At 60.7% G+C, this 20,521-nt stretch carries 21 protein-coding genes and 1 pseudogene; 17 read left to right on the forward strand and 5 right to left on the reverse strand.

The genetic code is table 11. From position 1 onward, the window contains the following. Positions 1 to 204 precede the first annotated feature (204 nt). Positions 205 to 1,797: an ABC transporter substrate-binding protein gene (locus tag FPT15_RS02230; RefSeq protein ID WP_145158138.1), complete on the forward strand. Its 1,593-nt coding sequence runs from the start codon at positions 205 to 207 to the stop codon at positions 1,795 to 1,797. Between the two features lie 27 nt (positions 1,798 to 1,824). Here the strand turns inward: FPT15_RS02230 and radC are convergent, their stop codons facing one another. Beyond that, positions 1,825 to 2,499, reverse strand: a complete 675-nt coding sequence (gene radC / locus FPT15_RS02235) for a DNA repair protein RadC (protein WP_119737230.1) — start codon at positions 2,497 to 2,499, stop codon at positions 1,825 to 1,827. A gap of 143 nt (positions 2,500 to 2,642) precedes the next feature. On the opposite strand from radC, the gene coaBC reads away from it, so the two are divergent. From coaBC to argB, 4 genes and pseudogenes are all read left to right on the forward strand, one after another. Then, positions 2,643 to 3,851 (forward strand): bifunctional phosphopantothenoylcysteine decarboxylase/phosphopantothenate--cysteine ligase CoaBC, encoded by a 1,209-nt coding sequence (gene coaBC / locus FPT15_RS02240; protein WP_145158141.1) that lies wholly within the window; start codon positions 2,643 to 2,645, stop codon positions 3,849 to 3,851. Positions 3,852 to 3,856: 5 nt separating this feature from the next. Continuing rightward, the gene (dut, locus tag FPT15_RS02245) at positions 3,857 to 4,312 is read left to right on the forward strand and encodes a dUTP diphosphatase (RefSeq protein WP_106575855.1); all 456 of its coding nucleotides are present in this window, start codon (positions 3,857 to 3,859) and stop codon (positions 4,310 to 4,312) included. Between the two features lie 240 nt (positions 4,313 to 4,552). Then, positions 4,553 to 5,974 (forward strand): annotated as a pseudogene (locus tag FPT15_RS02255) (phosphomannomutase/phosphoglucomutase); the annotation flags it as partial. Positions 5,975 to 5,993: 19 nt separating this feature from the next. Continuing rightward, positions 5,994 to 6,899, forward strand: coding sequence for an acetylglutamate kinase (gene argB / locus FPT15_RS02260; RefSeq protein ID WP_145158147.1), 906 nt, complete (start codon positions 5,994 to 5,996; stop codon positions 6,897 to 6,899). A 203-nt stretch (positions 6,900 to 7,102) separates the two neighbouring features. Here the strand turns inward: argB and pyrE are convergent, their stop codons facing one another. Then, positions 7,103 to 7,747 (reverse strand): orotate phosphoribosyltransferase, encoded by a 645-nt coding sequence (gene pyrE, locus FPT15_RS02265; RefSeq protein WP_063033848.1) that lies wholly within the window; start codon positions 7,745 to 7,747, stop codon positions 7,103 to 7,105. Between the two features lie 82 nt (positions 7,748 to 7,829). On the opposite strand from pyrE, the gene FPT15_RS02270 reads away from it, so the two are divergent. Further along, complete coding sequence (locus FPT15_RS02270) at positions 7,830 to 8,609, forward strand: exodeoxyribonuclease III (RefSeq protein WP_003195493.1); 780 nt, start codon at positions 7,830 to 7,832, stop codon at positions 8,607 to 8,609. Between the two features lie 58 nt (positions 8,610 to 8,667). Here the strand turns inward: FPT15_RS02270 and FPT15_RS02275 are convergent, their stop codons facing one another. Together FPT15_RS02275 and rph are read right to left on the reverse strand one after the other, a co-directional pair. After that, the gene (locus FPT15_RS02275; RefSeq protein ID WP_145158149.1) at positions 8,668 to 9,036 is read right to left on the reverse strand and encodes a DUF4870 domain-containing protein; all 369 of its coding nucleotides are present in this window, start codon (positions 9,034 to 9,036) and stop codon (positions 8,668 to 8,670) included. 22 nt (positions 9,037 to 9,058) lie between these two features. Next, entirely contained in the window at positions 9,059 to 9,781 is a 723-nt protein-coding gene (rph, locus tag FPT15_RS02280; RefSeq protein ID WP_106575860.1) for a ribonuclease PH, read from the reverse strand. 217 nt (positions 9,782 to 9,998) lie between these two features. Between rph and FPT15_RS02285 the strand changes: the two genes are divergently transcribed. From FPT15_RS02285 to FPT15_RS02315, 7 genes are all read left to right on the forward strand, one after another. Next, positions 9,999 to 10,862: a YicC/YloC family endoribonuclease gene (locus FPT15_RS02285; protein ID WP_145158152.1), complete on the forward strand. Its 864-nt coding sequence runs from the start codon at positions 9,999 to 10,001 to the stop codon at positions 10,860 to 10,862. Between the two features lie 10 nt (positions 10,863 to 10,872). After that, positions 10,873 to 11,493, forward strand: coding sequence for a guanylate kinase (gene gmk / locus FPT15_RS02290; protein WP_106575862.1), 621 nt, complete (start codon positions 10,873 to 10,875; stop codon positions 11,491 to 11,493). A 166-nt stretch (positions 11,494 to 11,659) separates the two neighbouring features. Further along, on the forward strand, positions 11,660 to 11,923 hold the full coding sequence (gene rpoZ, locus FPT15_RS02295) for a DNA-directed RNA polymerase subunit omega (RefSeq protein ID WP_003176920.1): 264 nt from the start codon (positions 11,660 to 11,662) through the stop codon (positions 11,921 to 11,923). A 60-nt stretch (positions 11,924 to 11,983) separates the two neighbouring features. Continuing rightward, positions 11,984 to 14,089 (forward strand): bifunctional GTP diphosphokinase/guanosine-3',5'-bis pyrophosphate 3'-pyrophosphohydrolase, encoded by a 2,106-nt coding sequence (spoT, locus tag FPT15_RS02300; protein WP_083356111.1) that lies wholly within the window; start codon positions 11,984 to 11,986, stop codon positions 14,087 to 14,089. Positions 14,090 to 14,113: 24 nt separating this feature from the next. Continuing rightward, complete coding sequence (locus tag FPT15_RS02305; protein WP_003176922.1) at positions 14,114 to 14,494, forward strand: RidA family protein; 381 nt, start codon at positions 14,114 to 14,116, stop codon at positions 14,492 to 14,494. Between the two features lie 56 nt (positions 14,495 to 14,550). Beyond that, positions 14,551 to 15,294, forward strand: a complete 744-nt coding sequence (locus FPT15_RS02310; protein ID WP_145158154.1) for a hypothetical protein — start codon at positions 14,551 to 14,553, stop codon at positions 15,292 to 15,294. Between the two features lie 77 nt (positions 15,295 to 15,371). Beyond that, positions 15,372 to 16,109 carry a hypothetical protein gene (locus FPT15_RS02315; RefSeq protein ID WP_145158157.1) on the forward strand — a complete coding sequence of 246 codons (738 nt, stop codon included), beginning with the start codon at positions 15,372 to 15,374 and terminating at the stop codon, positions 16,107 to 16,109. A gap of 33 nt (positions 16,110 to 16,142) precedes the next feature. Here the strand turns inward: FPT15_RS02315 and FPT15_RS02320 are convergent, their stop codons facing one another. Continuing rightward, positions 16,143 to 17,000: an SDR family oxidoreductase gene (locus tag FPT15_RS02320; RefSeq protein WP_145158160.1), complete on the reverse strand. Its 858-nt coding sequence runs from the start codon at positions 16,998 to 17,000 to the stop codon at positions 16,143 to 16,145. Between the two features lie 189 nt (positions 17,001 to 17,189). Here FPT15_RS02320 and exbB point away from each other — a divergent pair, with 189 nt between their 5' ends. From exbB to FPT15_RS02340, 4 genes are all read left to right on the forward strand, one after another. Then, the gene (exbB, locus tag FPT15_RS02325) at positions 17,190 to 18,176 is read left to right on the forward strand and encodes a tonB-system energizer ExbB (RefSeq protein ID WP_145158163.1); all 987 of its coding nucleotides are present in this window, start codon (positions 17,190 to 17,192) and stop codon (positions 18,174 to 18,176) included. Positions 18,177 to 18,182: 6 nt separating this feature from the next. Further along, the gene (exbD, locus tag FPT15_RS02330) at positions 18,183 to 18,608 is read left to right on the forward strand and encodes a TonB system transport protein ExbD (RefSeq protein WP_003195519.1); all 426 of its coding nucleotides are present in this window, start codon (positions 18,183 to 18,185) and stop codon (positions 18,606 to 18,608) included. After that, entirely contained in the window at positions 18,605 to 19,354 is a 750-nt protein-coding gene (locus tag FPT15_RS02335; protein WP_106575867.1) for an energy transducer TonB, read from the forward strand. Before exbD ends, FPT15_RS02335 begins: the two co-directional genes overlap by 4 nt. 246 nt (positions 19,355 to 19,600) lie before the next feature. Further along, complete coding sequence (locus FPT15_RS02340) at positions 19,601 to 20,521, forward strand: hydrogen peroxide-inducible genes activator (protein ID WP_015886540.1); 921 nt, start codon at positions 19,601 to 19,603, stop codon at positions 20,519 to 20,521.

Raw genomic sequence — 20,521 nt, forward strand, 5'->3', positions numbered from 1 at the left:
CGACCGCTCGTCGCACAGAATGATTTACAGCGCCCGCACGCACGATGAAGTGCACGGCGAAACGCGCTGAGGCGCCATCAAAACAGCATTTGCGCCAAAAGCACAGGCAAAAATGGACTGGTCATTTATCAATCAGACCACTACGGTAGGCTTTTTCCAGACTGCACTCGCAGATGGGCCTTCGATCTGCAAAGGAAACCGAACATGCGCCTCGCTGCCCTACCGCTATTGCTAGCCCCTCTATTTATTACGCCGACGGCCCTGGCTGCTACCAGTTTGAGCGTGTGTACCGAAGCCAGCCCTGAAGGGTTTGATGTGGTGCAATACAACTCGCTGAGCACTACCAATGCCTCGGCCGACGTCCTGATGAACCGCCTGGTGGACTACGACGCCGCCAGCGGCAAGCTGGTGCCGAGCCTTGCGGACAGTTGGGACGTTTCGCCAGATGGCCTGACGTACACCTTCAAGCTGCACCCGGATGTGAAATTCCACCGCACCGAATACTTCACCCCGAGCCGCACTCTCACCGCCGAAGATGTGCGCTTCAGTTTCGAGCGCATGCTCGATCCGGCCAACCCATGGCACAAGATCGCCCAAAGCGGTTTCCCGCATGCCCAGTCGCTACAGTTGCCGACGCTGGTCAAGAAGATCGACGCCCTCGACCCGCTGACCGTGCGCTTCACGCTCGATCACGCCGACTCGACCTTCCTCGCCGCGCTGAGCATGGGCTTTGCCTCGATCTACCCGGCCGAATATGCCGGCAAGCTGCTCAAGGCCGGCACCCCGGAGAAGCTCAATAGCCAACCGATCGGCACCGGCCCGTTTGTTTTCGTACGGTTCCAGAAAGATGCCGTGGTTCGCTACAAAGCCAACCCGGACTATTTCGCCGGTAAACCGGCTGTGGATAACTTGCTGTTCGCCATTACCCCGGACGCCAACGTGCGCCTGCAGAAATTGCATCGCGACGAATGCCAGATCGCCCTTTCGCCCAAGCCGCTGGATGTAGGCGAGGCCGAAAAAGACCCGGCATTGAAGGTGGAGAAAACCGCCGCCTTCATGACTGCATTCGTGGCCATCAACAGCCAGCATCCGCCGCTGGACAAGCCGGAAGTGCGCCAGGCAATCAACCTGGCGTTTGACAAGAACAGCTACCTCAAGGCTGTGTTTGAAGGCACCGCCGAGGCGGCCAATGGTATTTACCCACCCAATACCTGGAGCTATGCCAAAGACCTGCCGGGTTATCCACAGGACATTGCCAAGGCCAAGACGCTGCTCGACCGCGCGGGGCTCAAAGGCGGTTTCAAGACCACCATTTGGACACGCCCAACCGGCAGCTTGCTGAACCCCAACCCTAACCTGGGCGCACAACTGTTGCAGGCAGACCTGGCCAAGATCGGCATCCAGGCAGAGATCCGTGTGATCGAATGGGGCGAACTGATTCGCCGCGCCAAGGCCGGTGAACATGACCTGCTGTTCATGGGCTGGGCCGGCGATAACGGCGACCCGGATAACTTCCTGACCCCGCAGTTCTCTTGCGCGGCGGTGAAATCCGGCACCAACTTCGCCCGCTACTGCGACCCCGCGCTGGACAAACTGATCAGCGCCGGCAAGACCACCAGCGAGCAAGGCGTGCGCACCAAGCTGTATCAACAGGCCCAGGCGCAAATCCAGCAGCAGGCGTTGTGGCTGCCGTTGGCGCATCCGACCGCGTTTGCCCTGACACGCAAGAATGTCGAGGGCTATCAGGTGAGCCCGTTCGGGCGCCAGGACTTCTCGAAAGTCAGCGTCAAGCCCTGATGACCAGCCCCGCCCTTGTGGGCGGGGCTACATCCACCCGTATTCCGCCATCGACAACGGATCACCATCGCCGACGATGATGTGATCCAGCACCCGCACATCCACCACCTCCAACGCCTTTTGCAGCAACTTGGTCAATTTTCGATCAGCCGCACTCGGCTCGACACTCCCCGAAGGATGGTTGTGACACAGAATCAGCGCTGCCGCGTTATACGCCAACGCACGCTTGACCACTTGCCGCGGGTAAACAATGGCAGTGTCGATGGTGCCCTGGGACAGCGCCTCAAACCCCAGAACGCGGTGCTTCGAGTCGAGAAACAGGCAACCGAAGATCTCGTGGGGTTCATGGCGCAGCAGCGCCTTGAGGTAATCACGCACGGCCAGCGGGCTTTCCAGCACCGAGTCCGCGCGCAGGCGTTCGGCCATGTGCCGCCGGGACATCTCCAGCACGGCCTGCAACTGGGCAAACTTTGCCGGCCCTAACCCCAAATGCTGGCTGAACAGCGTCTGGTTGGCCTCCAACAGCGGGCGAAGGCCACCAAATTGCGCCAATAAATGGCGCGCCAGGTCGACCGCGCTTCTGCCCGACACCCCGGTGCGCAGGAAGATCGCCAGCAGTTCGGCGTCCGACAACGTTGCCGCGCCCCATTCCAAAAGCTTCTCCCGCGGACGTTCCGCCACAGGCCAATCGCGAATACTCATCCCACCTCCGTGTGCATGTGCGCCGCTGTTGCCCGGCGGACGCTGTGTTATCTTAAGCCCTCTTTTTTGCGTGCGATTTCTCCTGGGGAGGGGGCATCGCAGGCGTCACTGAACTGGCATCACTGAACTGGAAAGGCAAACCAATGCAGCGTCTGTATCGGAAACGCATCGTTCTCGGCGTCGGCGGCGGCATTGCCGCCTACAAGAGCGCAGAGCTGGTTCGCAGGCTTCTGGACCAGGGCGCCGAAGTGCGCGTAGTCATGACCCGCGGCGGCAGCGAGTTCATCACCCCGCTGACCATGCAAGCCCTGTCCGGCCACCCGGTTCATCTGGACCTGCTGGACCCGGCGGCCGAAGCCGCGATGGGCCATATCGAGCTGGCCAAATGGGCCGATCTGGTACTGATCGCCCCGGCCACCGCCGACTTGATCGCCCGCCTGGCCCAAGGCATCGCCGATGACCTGCTGACCACCCTGGTGCTGGCCACCGACGCCACCGTCGCCATCGCCCCGGCCATGAACCAGGCCATGTGGCGCGACCCGGCGACCCAAGCCAACACCCAGCTCCTGCAAAGCCGAGGCCTCAAAGTGTTCGGCCCGGCGTCCGGCAGCCAGGCCTGCGGCGACGTCGGCATGGGCCGCATGCTCGAAGCCAACGACCTGGCGCTGTGCGCCGCCGAGTGTTTCCAGCACCTGGCCCTCACCGGCAAACACGTGCTGATCACCGCCGGCCCGACTCAGGAAAACATCGACCCGGTGCGCTACATCACCAACCATAGCTCAGGAAAAATGGGCTTTGCCTTGGCCGAAGCGGCGGTTGAGGCAGGCGCACGTGTCACCTTGATCACCGGCCCGGTGCACTTGCCGACGCCTGATCGGGTCACGCGAATCGACGTAGTCAGCGCCCGGGACATGCTGGCGGCCTGCGAGGCAGCCATTCCCTGCGACCTGTTTATCGCCTCGGCGGCGGTTGCAGACTACCGCCCGGAAGTCGTAGCCCCGCAAAAGCTTAAGAAAGACCCTACAAGCGGCGACGGCCTGCTCCTGCAAATGGTGCGCAACCCCGACATTCTGGCAACCATCGCCACGCGTGCGGACCGCCCTTTCAGCGTCGGCTTTGCCGCCGAAACCGAGCACCTGCTGGACTACGCGGCACGCAAATTGAAAGACAAAAACCTCGACCTGATCGTTGCCAATGATGTCGCCAACCCGAGCATCGGCTTCAACAGCGAGGAAAATGCCATCAGCGTGATCGACCGCGAGTTGCACGCCACCGTTTTCGCCCAGACCAGCAAAGGCAAGATTGCCCGCCAACTGATCTCATTTATCGCCCAACGGCTGAACCAGGTTTAATTGACATGCACGCTTTGCAAGCCAAGATTCTCGACCCACGCATCGGCAACGAATTCCCACTGCCGGCCTACGCCACCCCAGGCTCCGCCGGGTTGGACCTGCGCGCCATGCTCAAGCAAGACACTGTTCTTGAACCCGGCCAGACCCTCCTGATCCCTACCGGCCTGTCGATTTACGTTGGCGACCCCGGCCTGGCGGCATTGATCCTGCCGCGCTCCGGCCTGGGCCACAAACACGGCATCGTGCTGGGCAACCTGGTCGGCCTGATCGACTCCGACTACCAGGGCGAGTTGATGGTGTCGTGCTGGAACCGCGGCCAGACCGCCTTCAACATTGCTGTTGGCGAGCGTATCGCGCAACTGGTGCTGGTGCCGGTGGTGCAGGCGCACTTCGAACTGGTTCAGGAGTTCGATGAGACTCAACGCGGCGCAGGCGGTTTTGGGCATTCCGGCAGCCACTGACTAAGCTGAATCAGGCCGGACGCTTTTGTCCGGCCCGATGCCACCGCAAGGCTTTTCAGGACGAAGAATGCGCGGAATTAATCAGCGAGATTTCATCATTGAAATCAACACATTACGCAGCCATAAGCACGGAGTGCCAGCTCCGATGGCACTTTTGCACCACGAACTCTCTGCCGAAAACGCCGTCATACCCTTCAGTTTGAGCCTGCCGGTCAGCCACTTTAAGGCCAGCTTTGCCCCCTTCAGATGGAGTTTCCCCCCGCGATGAGTACCGCAGCCCGAGTAGCCCCGACATTCCCCGACAGCATCTTTCGCGCCTACGACATTCGTGGCGTCGTGCCCAAGACCCTGACCGCCGAAACCGCCTATTGGATCGGCCGTGCCATCGGCTCCCAAAGCCTGGCCCAGGGCGAACCCAATGTATCGGTAGGCCGCGATGGCCGCTTGTCCGGCCCGGAGCTGGTGGAGCAACTGATCCAGGGCCTGGCCGACAGCGGCTGCCACGTCAGCGATGTGGGCCTGGTGCCGACCCCTGCGCTGTACTACGCAGCCAACGTACTGGCTGGCAAGTCCGGCGTTATGCTCACCGGCAGCCATAATCCGTCGGACTACAACGGCTTCAAGATCGTCATCGCCGGCGACACCCTCGCCAACGAACAGATTCAGGCGCTGCACGAGCGCTTGAAGACCAACGATCTGACCACCGGCACCGGCAGCATCACCAAAGTCGATATTCTTCAACGCTACTCTGACCAGATCACGGGCGACGTCAAACTCGCCCGCCGCCTGAAAGTGGTGGTGGACTGCGGCAACGGCGCGGCCGGCGTGATTGCCCCGCAACTGCTCGAAGCCCTGAACTGCGAAGTGATTCCGTTGTTCTGCGACGTTGACGGCAACTTCCCTAACCACCACCCGGACCCGGGCAAGCCTGAAAACCTGGTGGACCTGATCGCCAAGGTCAAGGAAACCGGCGCCGACGTCGGCCTGGCCTTCGACGGTGACGGCGACCGTGTCGGCGTGGTGACCAACACCGGCGAGAACGTGTTCGCCGACCGCCTGCTGATGCTGTTTGCCCGCGACGTGGTGGCCCGTAACCCCAACGCCGAAATCATCTTCGACGTGAAGTGCACCCGCCGCCTCACCCCACTGATCAAGGAATACGGCGGTCGCCCACTAATGTGGAAGACCGGCCACTCGTTGATCAAAAAGAAAATGAAGGAAACCGGCGCGCTGTTGGCCGGCGAAATGAGCGGCCACGTGTTCTTCAAAGAGCGCTGGTTCGGGTTCGACGACGGCATTTATAGCGCCGCCCGTCTGCTGGAGATCCTCAGCAAGGAAAAATCTACGGCGCAGGAGCTGTTTCAGACCTTCCCGAATGATATTTCTACGCCAGAGATCAATATCCATGTGACCGAGGAGAGCAAATTCAGCATCATTGACGCACTGCACGATGCGCAATGGGGTGAAGGCGCCAACCTGACCACCATTGATGGTGTGCGAGTCGATTACGCCAAAGGCTGGGGCCTGGTTCGCGCGTCCAACACCACACCGGTGCTGGTCCTGCGTTTCGAGGCGGATACCGAGGCTGAGTTGCAGCGCATCAAGGACGTGTTCCACGCCCAGTTGAAACGTGTTGCCCCTGATCTCCAATTACCGTTCTGATTTTTTACCGGAGCCCTGAATGACCCTCGAACGCGAAGCCGCTGCCAATACTGCCAAGGTCCTGTCCGAAGCGTTGCCCTACATTCGACGCTACGTCGGCAAGACGCTGGTGATCAAGTACGGCGGCAATGCCATGGAAAGCGAAGAGCTGAAAACCGGCTTTGCCCGCGACATCGTGCTGATGAAAGCTGTCGGGATCAACCCGGTGGTGGTGCACGGTGGCGGCCCGCAAATCGGCGACCTGCTCAAGCGCTTGTCGATCGAGAGTCACTTCATTGATGGCATGCGCGTTACAGACGCGCAGACCATGGACGTGGTGGAGATGGTCCTCGGTGGCCAGGTCAACAAAGACATCGTCAACCTGATCAACCGTCATGGCGGCAGCGCCATCGGCCTGACCGGCAAGGATGCGGAGCTGATCCGCGCGAGAAAACTGACCGTTACCCGTCAGACGCCGGAAATGACCCAGCCGGAAATCATCGACATCGGCCAGGTAGGTGAAGTGATCGGCATCAACACCGACCTGCTGAACCTGCTGGTCAAAGGCGACTTCATCCCGGTGATCGCGCCAATCGGCGTGGGCGCCAACGGTGAGTCCTACAACATCAACGCCGACCTGGTAGCCGGTAAAGTGGCCGAAGCGCTGAAGGCTGAGAAGCTGATGCTGCTGACCAACATTGCCGGCCTGATGGACAAGGAAGGCAAGGTGCTGACGGGCTTGACCACCCAGCAGGTGGACGAGTTGATCGCCGACGGCACCATCTACGGCGGCATGCTGCCGAAGATCCGTTGCGCACTGGAAGCCGTGCAAGGCGGCGTCGGCAGCTCGCTGATCCTGGATGGCCGCGTGCCAAATGCAATCCTGCTGGAAATCTTCACCGATACCGGTGTGGGCACGCTGATCAGTAATCGCAAGCGTCCTTAAGCACTAGAAACAAAAAGGCCCCGCTCAATCGAATTGAGCGGGGCCTTTTTTTGTGTCCACGGAATCTGCTGCAAATGGAGATCCCCTGTGGGAGCGGGCTTGCTCGCGAATGCGGTGGGTCAGAAACATATTCAGTAAATGACACACCGCCTTCGCGAGCAAGCCCGCTCCCACACAAGCCCTCTCACACAGAGAAATCAGTGTCAGACACCAAATTGCTCGCGATAAGCCTTAACGGCCGGCAAATGCTGCTTGAGCTGCGGATCGTCTTCCAGGAACTGCAACACCTGGTTCAGCGACACAATGCTCACCACCGGAATGCCGAAATCACGTTCCACTTCCTGAATGGCCGACAACTCACCGTTGCCGCGCTCCTGACGGTTCAGCGCGATCAGCACGCCCGCGGCCTTGGCGCCATCTTGGGACGCGATGATCTGCATCACTTCACGGATGGCGGTACCGGCGGTGATCACGTCGTCGATGATCAGCACGTCGCCCTTGAGCGGAGCCCCAACCAGGCTACCGCCTTCGCCATGTGCCTTGGCCTCTTTGCGGTTGAAGCACCACGGCAGATCCAGCCCGTGATGCTCAGCCAACGCCACGGCAGTCGCGGCCGCCAGCGGGATGCCCTTGTAGGCTGGGCCAAACAAAACGTCGAAGGAAATGCCGCTTTCAACGATGGCTGCCGCGTAGAAACGACCCAGTTGAGCCAGGGCCGAACCCGAGTTGAACAAGCCTGCATTGAAGAAGTACGGGCTGGTGCGCCCGGACTTCAAAGTGAACTCACCGAAGCGCAAAACGCCGCGATCGATGGCAAAACGAATGAAATCGCGTTGATACGCCTGCATGAAAAAAGCCTCAGATACCACGGATTTAGCTAATTAGGTAGACGGCGTGTATCATACACGCACGCGATTTTTGGGGCCATTTATGCGGATCATCAGTGTGAACGTCAATGGTATTCAGGCTGCAGTCGAGCGTGGTTTGCTCAGTTGGCTGCAAGCACAGAATGCCGACGTCATCTGCCTGCAGGACACCCGCGCCTCCGCCTTTGAACTGGACGACCCAGCCTTCCAACTGGATGGCTACTTCCTTTATGCCTGCGATGCCGAAGTGCCCACCCAAGGTGGCGTGGCTTTGTACTCGCGGTTGCAACCCAAGGCGGTCATCAGCGGCCTCGGCTTCGAGACAGCCGACCGCTACGGGCGCTACCTGCAAGCCGATTTCGACAAGGTCAGCATCGCGACCTTGCTGCTCCCTTCGGGGCAGAACGGCGATGAAGACTTGAACCAGAAGTTCAAGCTAATGGACGACTTCGCCCGTTATCTGGATAAACAGCGACGCAAACGTCGCGAGTACATTTACTGTGGCTCGCTGTACGTGGCGCAACAGAAGCTGGATATCAAGAACTGGCGCGACAGCCAGCAATCCCCGGGCTTCCTGGCGCCGGAACGGGCCTGGATGGACGAGATTGTCGGCAACATGGGCTATGTTGACGCCCTGCGCGAAGTCAGCCGCGAAGGCGACCAGTACAGCTGGTGGCCGGATAACGAACAGGCCGAGATGCTTAACCTGGGCTGGCGTTTCGACTATCAGTTGCTGACCCCGGGGCTTCGCCGCTTTGTTCGCAGCGCACGCCTGCCGCGTCAGCCACGCTTCTCGCAGCACGCGCCGCTGATCGTGGACTACGACTGGACATTGACCATCTAAGGTCTTTTTCCAGGCACAAAAAAACCGACATTGCTGTCGGTTTTTTTGTGGGCGCTCACTATTTGACCAATCGCCAGGTAAAGGGATAGCGATAGGCAATCCCCTTGCTGGCTTTGATTGCGCCGATGATCGTCAGCACCACCGTGGCGATTGCCAGGGCAGTCATCAGGAAAAAGCCAATCACCGCAAAAGCCAGCACGATGCAAACCAGCCAGGCAATGGCCACGGTGATCTGGAAGTTCAAGGCCTCCTTGCCCTGATCATCAATGAATGGGTCCACTTCCTTCTTCATCTGCCACAGGATCAGCGGCCCGACGACACTGCCGAAGGGAAACACAAATCCCAGGAACGCCGCGAGGTGACACAACATCGCGCCCTGACGCACTTCGTAAGGAGGCGTGGGCACAGGCAGTTGGTGGTCACTCATGGCGTTGCTCCTTGCGGCCGTTTCAGTCAGCCAGTGCGGCGTTCTGCAGTTCGAAGATTTCGGTCATGCCTTTCTGGGCCAGGGCCAGCATGGCGTTCAGGTCGGCCGGCTGGAATGGCGCGCCTTCGGCGGTGCCCTGCACTTCGATGAAACCACCGCTGCTGGTCATTACCACGTTCAGGTCAGTCTCGGCAGCCGAGTCTTCCAGGTAGTCCAGATCGAGGACCGGCTCGCCCTGGTACATGCCCACCGACACGGCAGCGATCATCTGCTTGAGCGGGTCGCCGGCTTTCAGGCCGCCACGCTTCTTGATCACTTTCAGCGCATCAACCAAGGCCACCATGGCGCCGGTGATGGAGGCAGTGCGGGTGCCGCCGTCAGCCTGGATCACGTCGCAATCGACGTACAGGGTCACGTCGCCCAGCTTGGACATGTCCAGCGCTGCGCGCAGCGAACGGCCGATCAGGCGCTGGATTTCCAGGGTGCGGCCGCCTTGCTTGCCACGGCTGGCTTCACGCTGGTTACGCTCGCCGGTGGCGCGCGGCAGCATGCCGTACTCGGCGGTCAACCAACCCTGGCCCTGGCCCTTGAGGAAGCGCGGCACGCCGTTTTCGACGCTGACGGTGCAGATCACCTTGGTATCGCCAAACTCGACCAGTACAGATCCCTCGGCGTGTTTGGTGTAGTTGCGGGTGATGCGGATCGAGCGGAGCTGATCGGCAGCGCGACCACTTGGACGTTTCATAGGGGATACCTGTACGGAGGACGAAAAACTGCCGAGCATTATAGAGCCGCCAGCCGATTCGGGGCACTTCTAAAAAATTCGGTTACGAATGGCGGGCCTGGCGCCCATTGTTTGGGCGCGTTCGCCTCACTGCGCTACAATCCTGCGCCTTCGCAGCCTGTCGGCTTCAATTTACCCATCAGCCCGTATTTGCGGGACTGCATCGCGAGGTACCTCCATGGTGCACAGCATGACCGCCTTCGCCCGCGTCGAAAAAGCCGGCGTCCAAGGCACCCTGAGCTGGGAACTGCGCTCGGTCAACAGCCGTTACCTGGAGCCGCACCTGCGTCTGCCGGAATCCTTCCGCGACCTCGAAGGCGCCGTGCGTGAAGCGCTGCGCCAGGGCATTTCCCGCGGCAAGCTGGAATGCACCCTGCGTTTTACCGAAGAAAGCACCGGCAAGCCGCTGCAGATCGACCGCGACCGCGCAGCGCAACTGGTCGCCGCGGCTGAAACCATCGCCGGCCTGATCAAGCAACCCGCCGCGCTGAACCCGCTGGAAGTGCTGGCCTGGCCCGGCGTACTGGTGGCCGACGCCACCGACCCGCAGGCCCTCAATGCCGAAGCCCTCGCCCTGTTCAACCAGGGTTTGCAGGAGCTCAAGGCCGGCCGCGAGCGTGAGGGCGCCGAACTGGCGCGCCTGATCAGCGAGCGCCTGAGCGCGATCGAGGAAGACGTGGTCACCCTGCGCGAGTTGGTGCCACAGATGCTCGCCACCCAGCGCCAGAAGGTTCTGGACCGTTTCACTGACATGAAGGCCGACCTCGACCCGACGCGCCTGGAGCAGGAAATGGTGCTGCTGGCGCAGAAAAGTGACGTGGCCGAAGAGCTCGACCGCCTGAGCACCCACATCCTCGAAGTGCGCCGCGTGCTCAAGTCTGCCGGCGCCGCTGGTCGGCGCCTGGACTTCCTGATGCAGGAACTCAACCGCGAAGCCAATACACTGGGCTCCAAAGCGTTTGATCCGCGCAGCACACAAGCTGCGGTCAACCTCAAAGTGTTGATCGAGCAGATGCGCGAACAAGTACAGAATATTGAGTAAGGCAACTTCCATGACCCACAGCACCGGCACCCTTTACATCATTTCCGCCCCTTCGGGCGCGGGCAAGAGCAGCCTGGTCAAGGCTTTGACCGACGCTGACGAGCAGATCCGCATCTCGGTCTCGCACACCACCCGCGCCATGCGCCCGGGCGAAGTGAACGGCGTGCACTACCACTTCGTCGAGCGCACCGAGTTCGTCAAGATGATCGAGCACGGCGACTTCCTGGAGCGTGCCGAAGTGTTCGGCAACCTCTACGGCACCTCGCAAAGCCACCTGCAGCAGACTCTGGACGAAGGCCACGACCTGATCCTGGAAATCGACTGGCAGGGTGCCGAGCAAGTGCGCCAACTGATGCCGAAGGCGCGTTCGATCTTTATCCTGCCGCCGTCGCTGGAAGCCTTGCACCAGCGCCTGACCAACCGTGGCCAGGACAGTGACGAGATCATCGAAGGCCGCATGCGTGAAGCCGTCAGCGAAATGAGCCACTACGTCGACTACGACTACCTGATCATCAATGACGATTTCGCCAGCGCCCTGGACGATTTGAAGGCGATTTTCCGCGCCAATCAGCTCCAGCAAAAACGCCAACAGCAGCGTTTCGGCAAATTACTCGCCGAACTGCTTGGCTGATTGGCCCTTCCCAAAACCGCTGCAAGGGCTTTACATTGGCACTTGTAGCCGTTTTGCGAGGCCGCGGGAAAATCAGCGCTTCCCTAAACGCTGGTGATTTTTTAAACTGTTCAGTCCGCTCGCCCAACCGGGCAGCGCGCATCTTGCATTCGCTCCGAGGAATACCATGGCCCGCGTAACCGTTGAAGACTGCCTAGAACACGTGGATAACCGCTTTGAGCTGGTCATGCTCTCTACCAAGCGTGCCCGTCAACTGGCCACTGGCGGCAAAGAGCCCCTGGTCCAGTGGGAAAACGACAAGCCTACCGTTGTAGCCCTGCGTGAAATCGCTGAAGGCCTGATGAGCTATGAGTTCATCGCCAACGCTGAAATCGTTGAAGACGAACCGCTGTTTGCAGCGTTCGAGGACGAGTCCAACGAGGCCGTCTAAGCCTATGCCTGGTCGACGTAGCACGGCGCGGGGTCACAGCCAACGGCAGGAGTTAACACTTTGCCGAGCATAGACGCCCTCGCCGATCGCTTATCGACCTACCTCGGCCCAGACCAGGTCAACCTGGTCCGCCGAGCGTATTTCTACGCCGAACAAGCCCACGACGGCCAACGCCGCCGCAGTGGTGAGGCGTATGTCACGCATCCTCTTGCCGTGGCCAATATTCTTGCCGACATGCACATGGACCATCAGAGCTTGATGGCTGCGATGCTGCATGACGTGATCGAAGACACCGGCATCGCCAAGGAAGCGCTCAGTGCGCAATTTGGCGAAACCGTGGCCGAACTGGTCGATGGGGTCAGCAAACTGACCCAGATGAACTTCGAAACCAAGGCCGAAGCCCAGGCGGAAAACTTCCAGAAGATGGCCATGGCCATGGCCCGAGACATTCGGGTCATCCTGGTGAAGCTGGCCGACCGGCTGCACAACATGCGCACGCTGGAAGTGCTGTCCGGCGAAAAGCGCCGGCGCATCGCCAAGGAAACCCTGGAAATCTATGCGCCCATCGCCAACCGGCTGGGCATGCATGCCATCCGCATCGAATTCGAAGACCTCGGCTTCAAGGCCATGCACCCGATGCGCTCTGCGCGCATCTATCAGGCGGTCAAGCGCGCCCGGGGCAACCGCAAGGAAATCGTCAACAAGATCGAAGAGTCGCTGAGCCATTGCCTGGCGATCGACGAGATTGAAGGCGAAGTCAGCGGCCGACAGAAACACATCTACGGCATCTACAAAAAAATGCGCGGCAAGCGTCGGGCCTTCAACGAGATCATGGACGTGTACGCGTTCCGGATCATCGTCGACAAGGTCGATACCTGCTACCGCGTGCTGGGCGCTGTACATAATTTGTACAAACCCCTGCCAGGCCGCTTCAAGGATTACATCGCCATTCCCAAGGCCAACGGCTATCAGTCGCTGCATACCACGCTGTTCGGTATGCACGGGGTGCCGATCGAGATCCAGATCCGTACGCGGGAAATGGAAGAGATGGCCAACAACGGCATCGCCGCGCATTGGCTGTACAAGTCCAGCGGCGACGAACAGCCAAAAGGCACGCATGCCCGCGCCCGCCAGTGGGTCAAAGGCGTGCTGGAAATGCAGCAACGTGCCGGCAACTCCCTGGAATTTATCGAAAGCGTGAAGATCGACCTGTTCCCGGACGAGGTCTACGTGTTCACGCCCAAAGGCCGGATCATGGAGCTGCCCAAAGGCTCCACGGCGGTCGACTTTGCCTACGCGGTACACACCGACGTGGGCAACAGCTGCATTGCCTGCCGGATCAACCGTCGTCTCGCGCCGCTGTCCGAGCCGCTGCAAAGCGGCTCCACGGTCGAGATCGTCAGCGCACCCGGCGCGCGCCCGAACCCGGCCTGGCTCAACTTCGTGGTCACTGGCAAAGCGCGCACACACATTCGCCACGCGCTCAAATTGCAACGCCGCTCCGAGTCCATCAGCCTCGGCGAACGCCTGCTGAACAAGGTGCTCAATGGTTTCGACAGCGCCCTGGAGAAGATCCCGGCCGAGCGCGTGCAAGCGATGCTCCACGAGTATCGCCAGGAAACCATCGAAGACCTGCTGGAAGACATCGGCCTGGGCAACCGCATGGCGTATGTGGTCGCCCGGCGCCTGCTCGGCGAAGGCGAACAGTTGCCAAGCCCCGAAGGCCCGCTGGCGATTCGCGGCACGGAAGGCCTGGTGCTCAGCTACGCCAAGTGCTGCACGCCGATCCCGGGCGACCCGATTGTCGGCCACTTGTCGGCTGGTAAAGGCATGGTCGTGCACCTGGACAACTGCCGCAATATCACTGAAATCCGCCACAACCCCGAGAAATGCATTCAGCTCTCGTGGGCCAAGGACGTCACCGGCGAATTCAACGTCGAGCTGCGCGTTGAACTGGAGCATCAGCGCGGCCTGATCGCCCTGCTGGCCAGCAGCGTCAATGCGGCCGACGGCAATATCGAGAAAATCAGCATGGATGAGCGCGATGGCCGCATCAGCGTGGTCCAGCTGGTGGTCAGCGTGCACGACCGCGTGCATCTGGCCCGCGTGATCAAGAAACTGCGCGCCCTGACCGGGGTGATTCGTATCACCCGCATGCGCGCATAGCCGATCTCTTACAAGGAGTCACTCATGACCAAGACTGTTATCACCAGCGACAAAGCCCCTGCTGCCATTGGCACTTACTCCCAGGCGATCAAGGCGGGCAACACTGTCTACATGTCCGGCCAGATTCCACTGGACCCAAAGACCATGGAGCTGGTTGAAGGCTTTGAAGCACAAACCGTCCAGGTCTTCGAAAACCTCAAGTCGGTGGCTGAAGCCGCTGGTGGTTCGTTCAAAGACATCGTCAAGCTGAACATCTTCCTCACTGACCTGAGCCACTTCGCCAAGGTCAACGAGATCATGGGCAAGTACTTCGAACAGCCGTACCCAGCCCGCGCCGCTATCGGCGTTGCCGCCCTGCCAAAGGGCGCACAGGTTGAGATGGACGCGATTCTGGTCATCGAGTAAAACACCCGGCGCAGCCTCCACAGGCTGCGCCGACTTCGTTTCAGAAGGATTTCGTGATGCGCAAAGCGCTTGTAGCCTCTTCGTTGCTCGCCTTGTTGCTCGGCGGCTGCGCCAGCAACCCCGCCGATCTGGATGTGAGCGGCACCTGGATCAACCAGGCCGCCATCAACGCGGCAGCCAAGGGCGGCCCTTTGCGTGAAGCACTGCAAACCTATGGTCCGAACCTCGAATGGGAGGTCAACACCAAGGCTTCGCAGGCGCGTTACTACAACGGTTTTGAAGTCGCCGAAGGCAAGCTGCTCGGTGAAAAACCCGGCGCCTGGAGCGTCGATTTCTACGGCAGCTCCGCCACCGAACTCAAGCGCAAAGGCAAACAACTGCTGCAAGTGGCCAACGACAATGAGCCTGAGCAGCTGTTCGCCCGTGCCAATGACCCAGCCCCCGAAGGCGCGCCACTGGGCGCCAACTTCGAGCGCGCCCTGTATGCCGCCTATATGGGTGGCGACTGGAAGATCACCGACGGGAACGGCGACGGCGCCACGGTGCAGTTCCAGGCTGACGGCAAAGTCGCCGGTTTGCCCGGTGTCGATCGGTACTCGCTGTGCCTGGCGGGTGACTGCGCTTCAATGAGCGGCGGCTACGACAGCATCTGGCTGCAACTCAACGGCCAGGGCAACCCGTGGATCTTCGCGCGCAAGGGCAAGCAGCTGGAAATCTTCCAGGCCGTGAACACTGCGCAGGCGGATGAAGTGCCTTCGTTTACGCCGGGACCACGGCAGTGGCTGTTGGAAAAACAGTGATACAGAACAAAGGAGCCCACCGGCTCCTTTTTCTTTAGTCTGCGCCATGGTTTTTTCACCAGCAGACGGGCCACTCCATGCACACGCTACTCCTCATCAGCCTGATCCTGCTGGGCGGCTGCACGCAGATACAGCAGCAAACCGCGGACATCAGCGGGCTATGGATCAACCAGGCCGCCATCGATACCGCCGCCCAGGGGCGGCCGCTGCTTAAAGCCCTGGACGCCAACGGCATGAACCTGGAATGGAACATCGACACCCGTACCGGCAAAGCGCAATTGAGCACTGCGTTCGAGGTGGGTGAAGGCCAGCTGCTGCCGAAGGCGCCTGGCATTTGGTCGGTGGATTACAACGGCCATGGCAGCGACGAATTGCAATTGAACGGCAAGCAACTGGTCCAACAGACCAGCAAGATTCACGCAGGCCAAACGTTTAGCCGCCCCACCCAACCCGCTGCCGCAGGTGCCAAGTGGGGCACCACGTTCAGGCAAGCCCTGAACTCAGCTTACATGGGCGGTCAGTGGAAAATTATTGAAGGCCACGGCACAGGCAACCTTGTGAGGTTCAGCGCCGACGGCGGCGTGTCCGGCCTGGGCAATAATGACCGCTACGAACTGTGCCTGGGAGGCGATTGCGCCACTCAAGGTGCCGGCAATGACGTCATCTATCTGGGCAAAGGCGCTGTCGGCGACGACTGGATTTTCGTGCGCTACGGCAAACAGTTGGAAATTCTGCAGGCGATCAACCTTTCCCAGCCAGACGAAATCCCCCAGCTCAGCCCAGGGCCACGCCAATGGCTGCTGGAAAAGCAGTAACAAAAAAGGAGCCTCACGGCTCCTTTTTCACATCTAGCACTTACCTTCAAGGATCGCCGCATACCCTTCGCGATAAGTCGGGTAGGTCGGCACCCAACCCAACGCCTTGGCTCGGGCATTGCTGCATCGCTTGCTGCCGGCGCGGCGCACACTGGCGTCGTCAGCCCATTCGGTCACGCCCATGTAGTCGCGCAACCAACCCACCACTTCTGCCAAGGGCGCGGGCGCATCGTCAACGCCGATGTAAATGCTATCCAGCGAACCGCCCTGCTCCACATGCCGCAGCAGGAAGGCCAGCAATCCGGCAGCGTCATCCGCGTGAATCCGGTTGCCATATAAAGGGGGATCAACTGCCACGCGATAGCCTTGGCGCACTTGGGTCAGCAGCCATTCACGGCCGGGCCCATAGATACCGGTCAACCGCACAATGCTCGCCGGAATGCCGCTATTGAGCGCCACTTGCTCAGCTTCCAGCATGACTTGGCCGGAATACCCCTTCGCTTGAGTGTCGGACGTTTCGTCGACCCACTCACCCTTCTGCTGGCCGTACACACTGCTGCTCGACACAAACAGCAAATGCTTGGGCTCCTGGCCGTAGTCGTTCAGCCACTCCAACACATGCTGCAACCCTTGCACGTACGCCGCACGATAGCCGGCCTCATCGTGGTCGGTGGCAGCGGCGCAATACACCAGGTAATCCACTGCGCCGATTGGCCAAGTGTCAGGGCAATCCTTTTTGAACAGGTCACCGGCGATGCCGATGACACCCTCTGGAAGGCGTGAAATATCACGTCGCAGGCCATGAACCTCCCATTCCGAGGCCAGCAATTGGCTAGCCAGCCGACTACCCACATCGCCGCAACCGGCAATCACAACAGAAGGCGCAGACATCACAAAACTCCATTATTAAAGGCGCAGATTAGCCGCCGAAGATGACCAGCGGCCAGCAAAAGGACAAATTAAGTAACTGTATTACTTTTGTTAACAAGAATTACTTGCAATAATAACCGCCCATTTGTCCTCGACCCACCAGGGTCTGGCAGGACGATCACTCATTTTTTTCTCTCAGGTCCGGCCAGCATGACACGTAATACAAACCCCGCTTCGCCAACCAAGCCTCTCAGCCCATCTCGCGCCTGGCGTGCGATTGCTGCGCTGCTGTTCAGCGTTCTGCTGGCACCGACCGCCGCATTCGCTGACGCGACCGCCCCAGCCACCCCGGCCGCGGCCCAGCAGAATGCAGCTACGCCGCCAGCCCCTGCCGCAGCACCTGTGGCCACCGACCCGGCCCAGGCCGCAGCCCCTGCGCCTGCGCCTGCCGACGACTCCGGTGTTGTACTGGAAGAAGACAACAGCCTGGGCATGGCCCATGACCTGTCCCCGTGGGGCATGTACCAGAACGCTGACGTGGTGGTAAAAGCCGTCATGATCGGCCTGGCCATCGCCTCGATCATTACCTGGACCATCTGGATCGCCAAGGGCTTCGAGCTGCTGGGCGCCAAGCGTCGTCTGCGCACTGAAATCGTCCACCTGAAAAAAGCCACCACCCTCAAGGAAGCCAGCGACACCGCTACCAAGAAGGGCACCCTGGCCAACCTGCTGGTCCACGACGCGCTGGAAGAAATGCGCCTGTCGGTCAACACCCGCGAAAAAGAAGGCATCAAGGAACGCGTCAGCTTCCGCCTCGAGCGCCTGGTGGCGGCCTGCGGTCGTAACATGAGCAGCGGCACCGGCGTGCTCGCCACTATCGGTTCCACCGCACCGTTCGTCGGTCTGTTCGGTACCGTGTGGGGCATCATGAACAGCTTCATCGGCATCGCCAAAACCCAGACCACCAACCTCGCCGTCGTTGCCCCAGGCATCGCCGAAGCCCTGCTGGCAACCGCATTGGGCCTGGTTGCCGCAATTCCTGCGGTGGTGATCTACAACGTCTTCGCCCGTTCGATTGCCGGCTACAAGGCTCAGGTATCGGACGCGTCGGCAGAAGTCCTGCTGCTGGTCAGCCGCGACCTCGATCACGCCCCTACCGAGCGCAGCTCGCAACCGCACATGGTGAAAGTGGGGTAATCGGCCATGGGCCTGCATTTGAATCAAGGCGACGATGAACTCGTCGAGAACCACGAAATCAACGTCACGCCGTTTATTGACGTGATGCTGGTGCTGCTGATCATCTTCATGGTGGCGGCACCGTTGGCCACCGTGGACATCAAGGTCGATCTGCCGGCCTCCAGCGCCAAGCCTGCGCCGCGCCCGGAGAAGCCGATCTTCCTCAGCGTCAAGGCGGACCAACGCCTGTTCCTGGGCGAAGAAGAAGTCAAAGCTGAAACCCTGGGCCCGGTGCTCGACGCCAAGACCCAAGGCAAGAAAGACACGACGATCTTCTTCCAGGCCGACAAGGGCGTGGACTACGGCGACCTGATGAGCGTGATGGATGCCCTGCGGGCAGCCGGCTACCTCAAGGTAGGCCTGGTCGGACTTGAGACGGCAGCCAAGAAATGATCACGACGCGCCACAAACTGACGCGTTATGGCACCAGCCTCGCCGTCGTGCTGGGCGTGCATGCCGTCGCGATCATCATCGCGCTTCAATGGTCCGCGCCGCATCCGGTGACGCTGCCACCGGCGGCCATGGTCATCGACCTGGCGCCGATGCCGGCACCACCGCCTCCCGCGCCGCCAAAGGTGGTCACGCCGCCACAGCCGCCGGCTCCAGTGGAAGAGCTGCCTTTGCCGAAACTGGCCGAGGCGCCCAAGCCAACGATCCAGGTGCCCAAGCCGGTCAAGCCCAAGCCCAAACCCCAGCCGCCCAAGCCTGTGGAGAAAAAGCCCGAGCCGCCCAAGGAGAAGCCTTCCGAAGAGCCGCCGAGCGAAACCCCACCGACCAATGCGCCGGCTGAAAAATCCGCTCAACCCGTGCCCGGCCCGTCGCCAGCCCAGGTAGCAGCAAAAGCGTCCTGGGAAGGCACCCTGCTGGCGCACTTGCAGAAGTACAAGAAATACCCGCCAGGCGCTCAACAGCGTGGCAAGGAAGGGCTTAACCGCCTGCGCTTCGTGGTCGATGCCGAAGGCAATGTGCTGTCCTACGAGTTGGTGGGCCGCTCCGGCAACGCCGACCTGGACCGCGCGACCCTGGACATGATTCGTCGTGCCCAGCCATTGCCCAAGCCACCGGCCGACATGTTGAAAGGCGGCAGCGTCGAGATCGTCGCGCCGTTTGTTTACAACATCGAGAAGCGTCGCCGCTAAGGATTGCGAAGCGGGCCCACGTGGGAGCGGGCTTGCTCGCGAAAGCGCAGTGTCAGTCGATACATTCGTCACTGACACCGCGCATTCGCGAGCCAGTGCGCTCCCACATTTTGTTTGTTGCCGCTAAAAATCCATTTTTCAGTTAAATCCGAGCCACTCCCCGCTCAATCCCCAGCAAAGTTCTGATAACGTGCGTCTATCGATTGCAGCCGGTATGCTTGGCTCGCAACCTCATGGACGCCCGCTATGACTCTTACAGAATTACGCTACATCGTGACCCTCGCCCAAGAGCAGCACTTCGGCCACGCGGCCGAGCGTTGCCATGTCAGCCAGCCGACGCTGTCGGTGGGTGTGAAAAAGCTTGAAGACGAACTCGGTGTGCTGATTTTCGAGCGCAGCAAGAGCGCCGTACGCCTCACGCCAGTGGGCGAAGGCATTGTCGCCCAGGCCCAAAAGGTGCTGGAACAAGCCCAAAGCATTCGCGAGCTGGCCCAAGCCGGCAAGAACCAGCTGACTGCGCCGCTGAAAGTCGGCGCCATCTACACCGTTGGCCCGTACCTGTTCCCGCATTTGATTCCGCAACTGCACCGCGTCGCGCCGCAGATGCCGCTGTATATCGAAGAAAACTTTACCCACGTGCTGCGCGACAAACTGCGCAACGGCGAGCTGGACGCGATCATCATCGCCCTGCCGTTCAACGAAGCGGACGTGTTGACCTTGCCGCTCTACGACGAGCCGTTCTACGTGTTGATGCCGGCCTCCCACCCGTGGACGCAAAAAGACACCATCGACGCCGGCCTGCTCAACGACAAGAGCCTGTTGCTGCTCGGCGAAGGCCACTGCTTCCGCGACCAGGTACTCGAAGCCTGCCCGACCCTGACCAAGGGCAACGACGGCGCCAAGCACACCACGGTGGAATCCAGCTCGCTGGAAACCATCCGCCATATGGTCGCATCCGGCCTGGGTATTTCGATCTTGCCGCTGTCGGCAGTGGACAGTCATCACTACGCCCCCGGCGTGATCGAAGTGCGCCCACTCACGCCGCCGGTGCCATTCCGGACCGTGGCGATCGCCTGGCGCGCCAGCTTCCCACGCCCGAAAGCCATTGAGATCCTCGCCGACTCGATCCGTTTGTGCTCGGTGGCCAAGCCGCCTGCTGCGAGCTAA

The sequence above is a fragment of the Pseudomonas sp. RGB genome (assembly GCF_007713445.1).
Lineage (GTDB): Bacteria > Pseudomonadota > Gammaproteobacteria > Pseudomonadales > Pseudomonadaceae > Aquipseudomonas.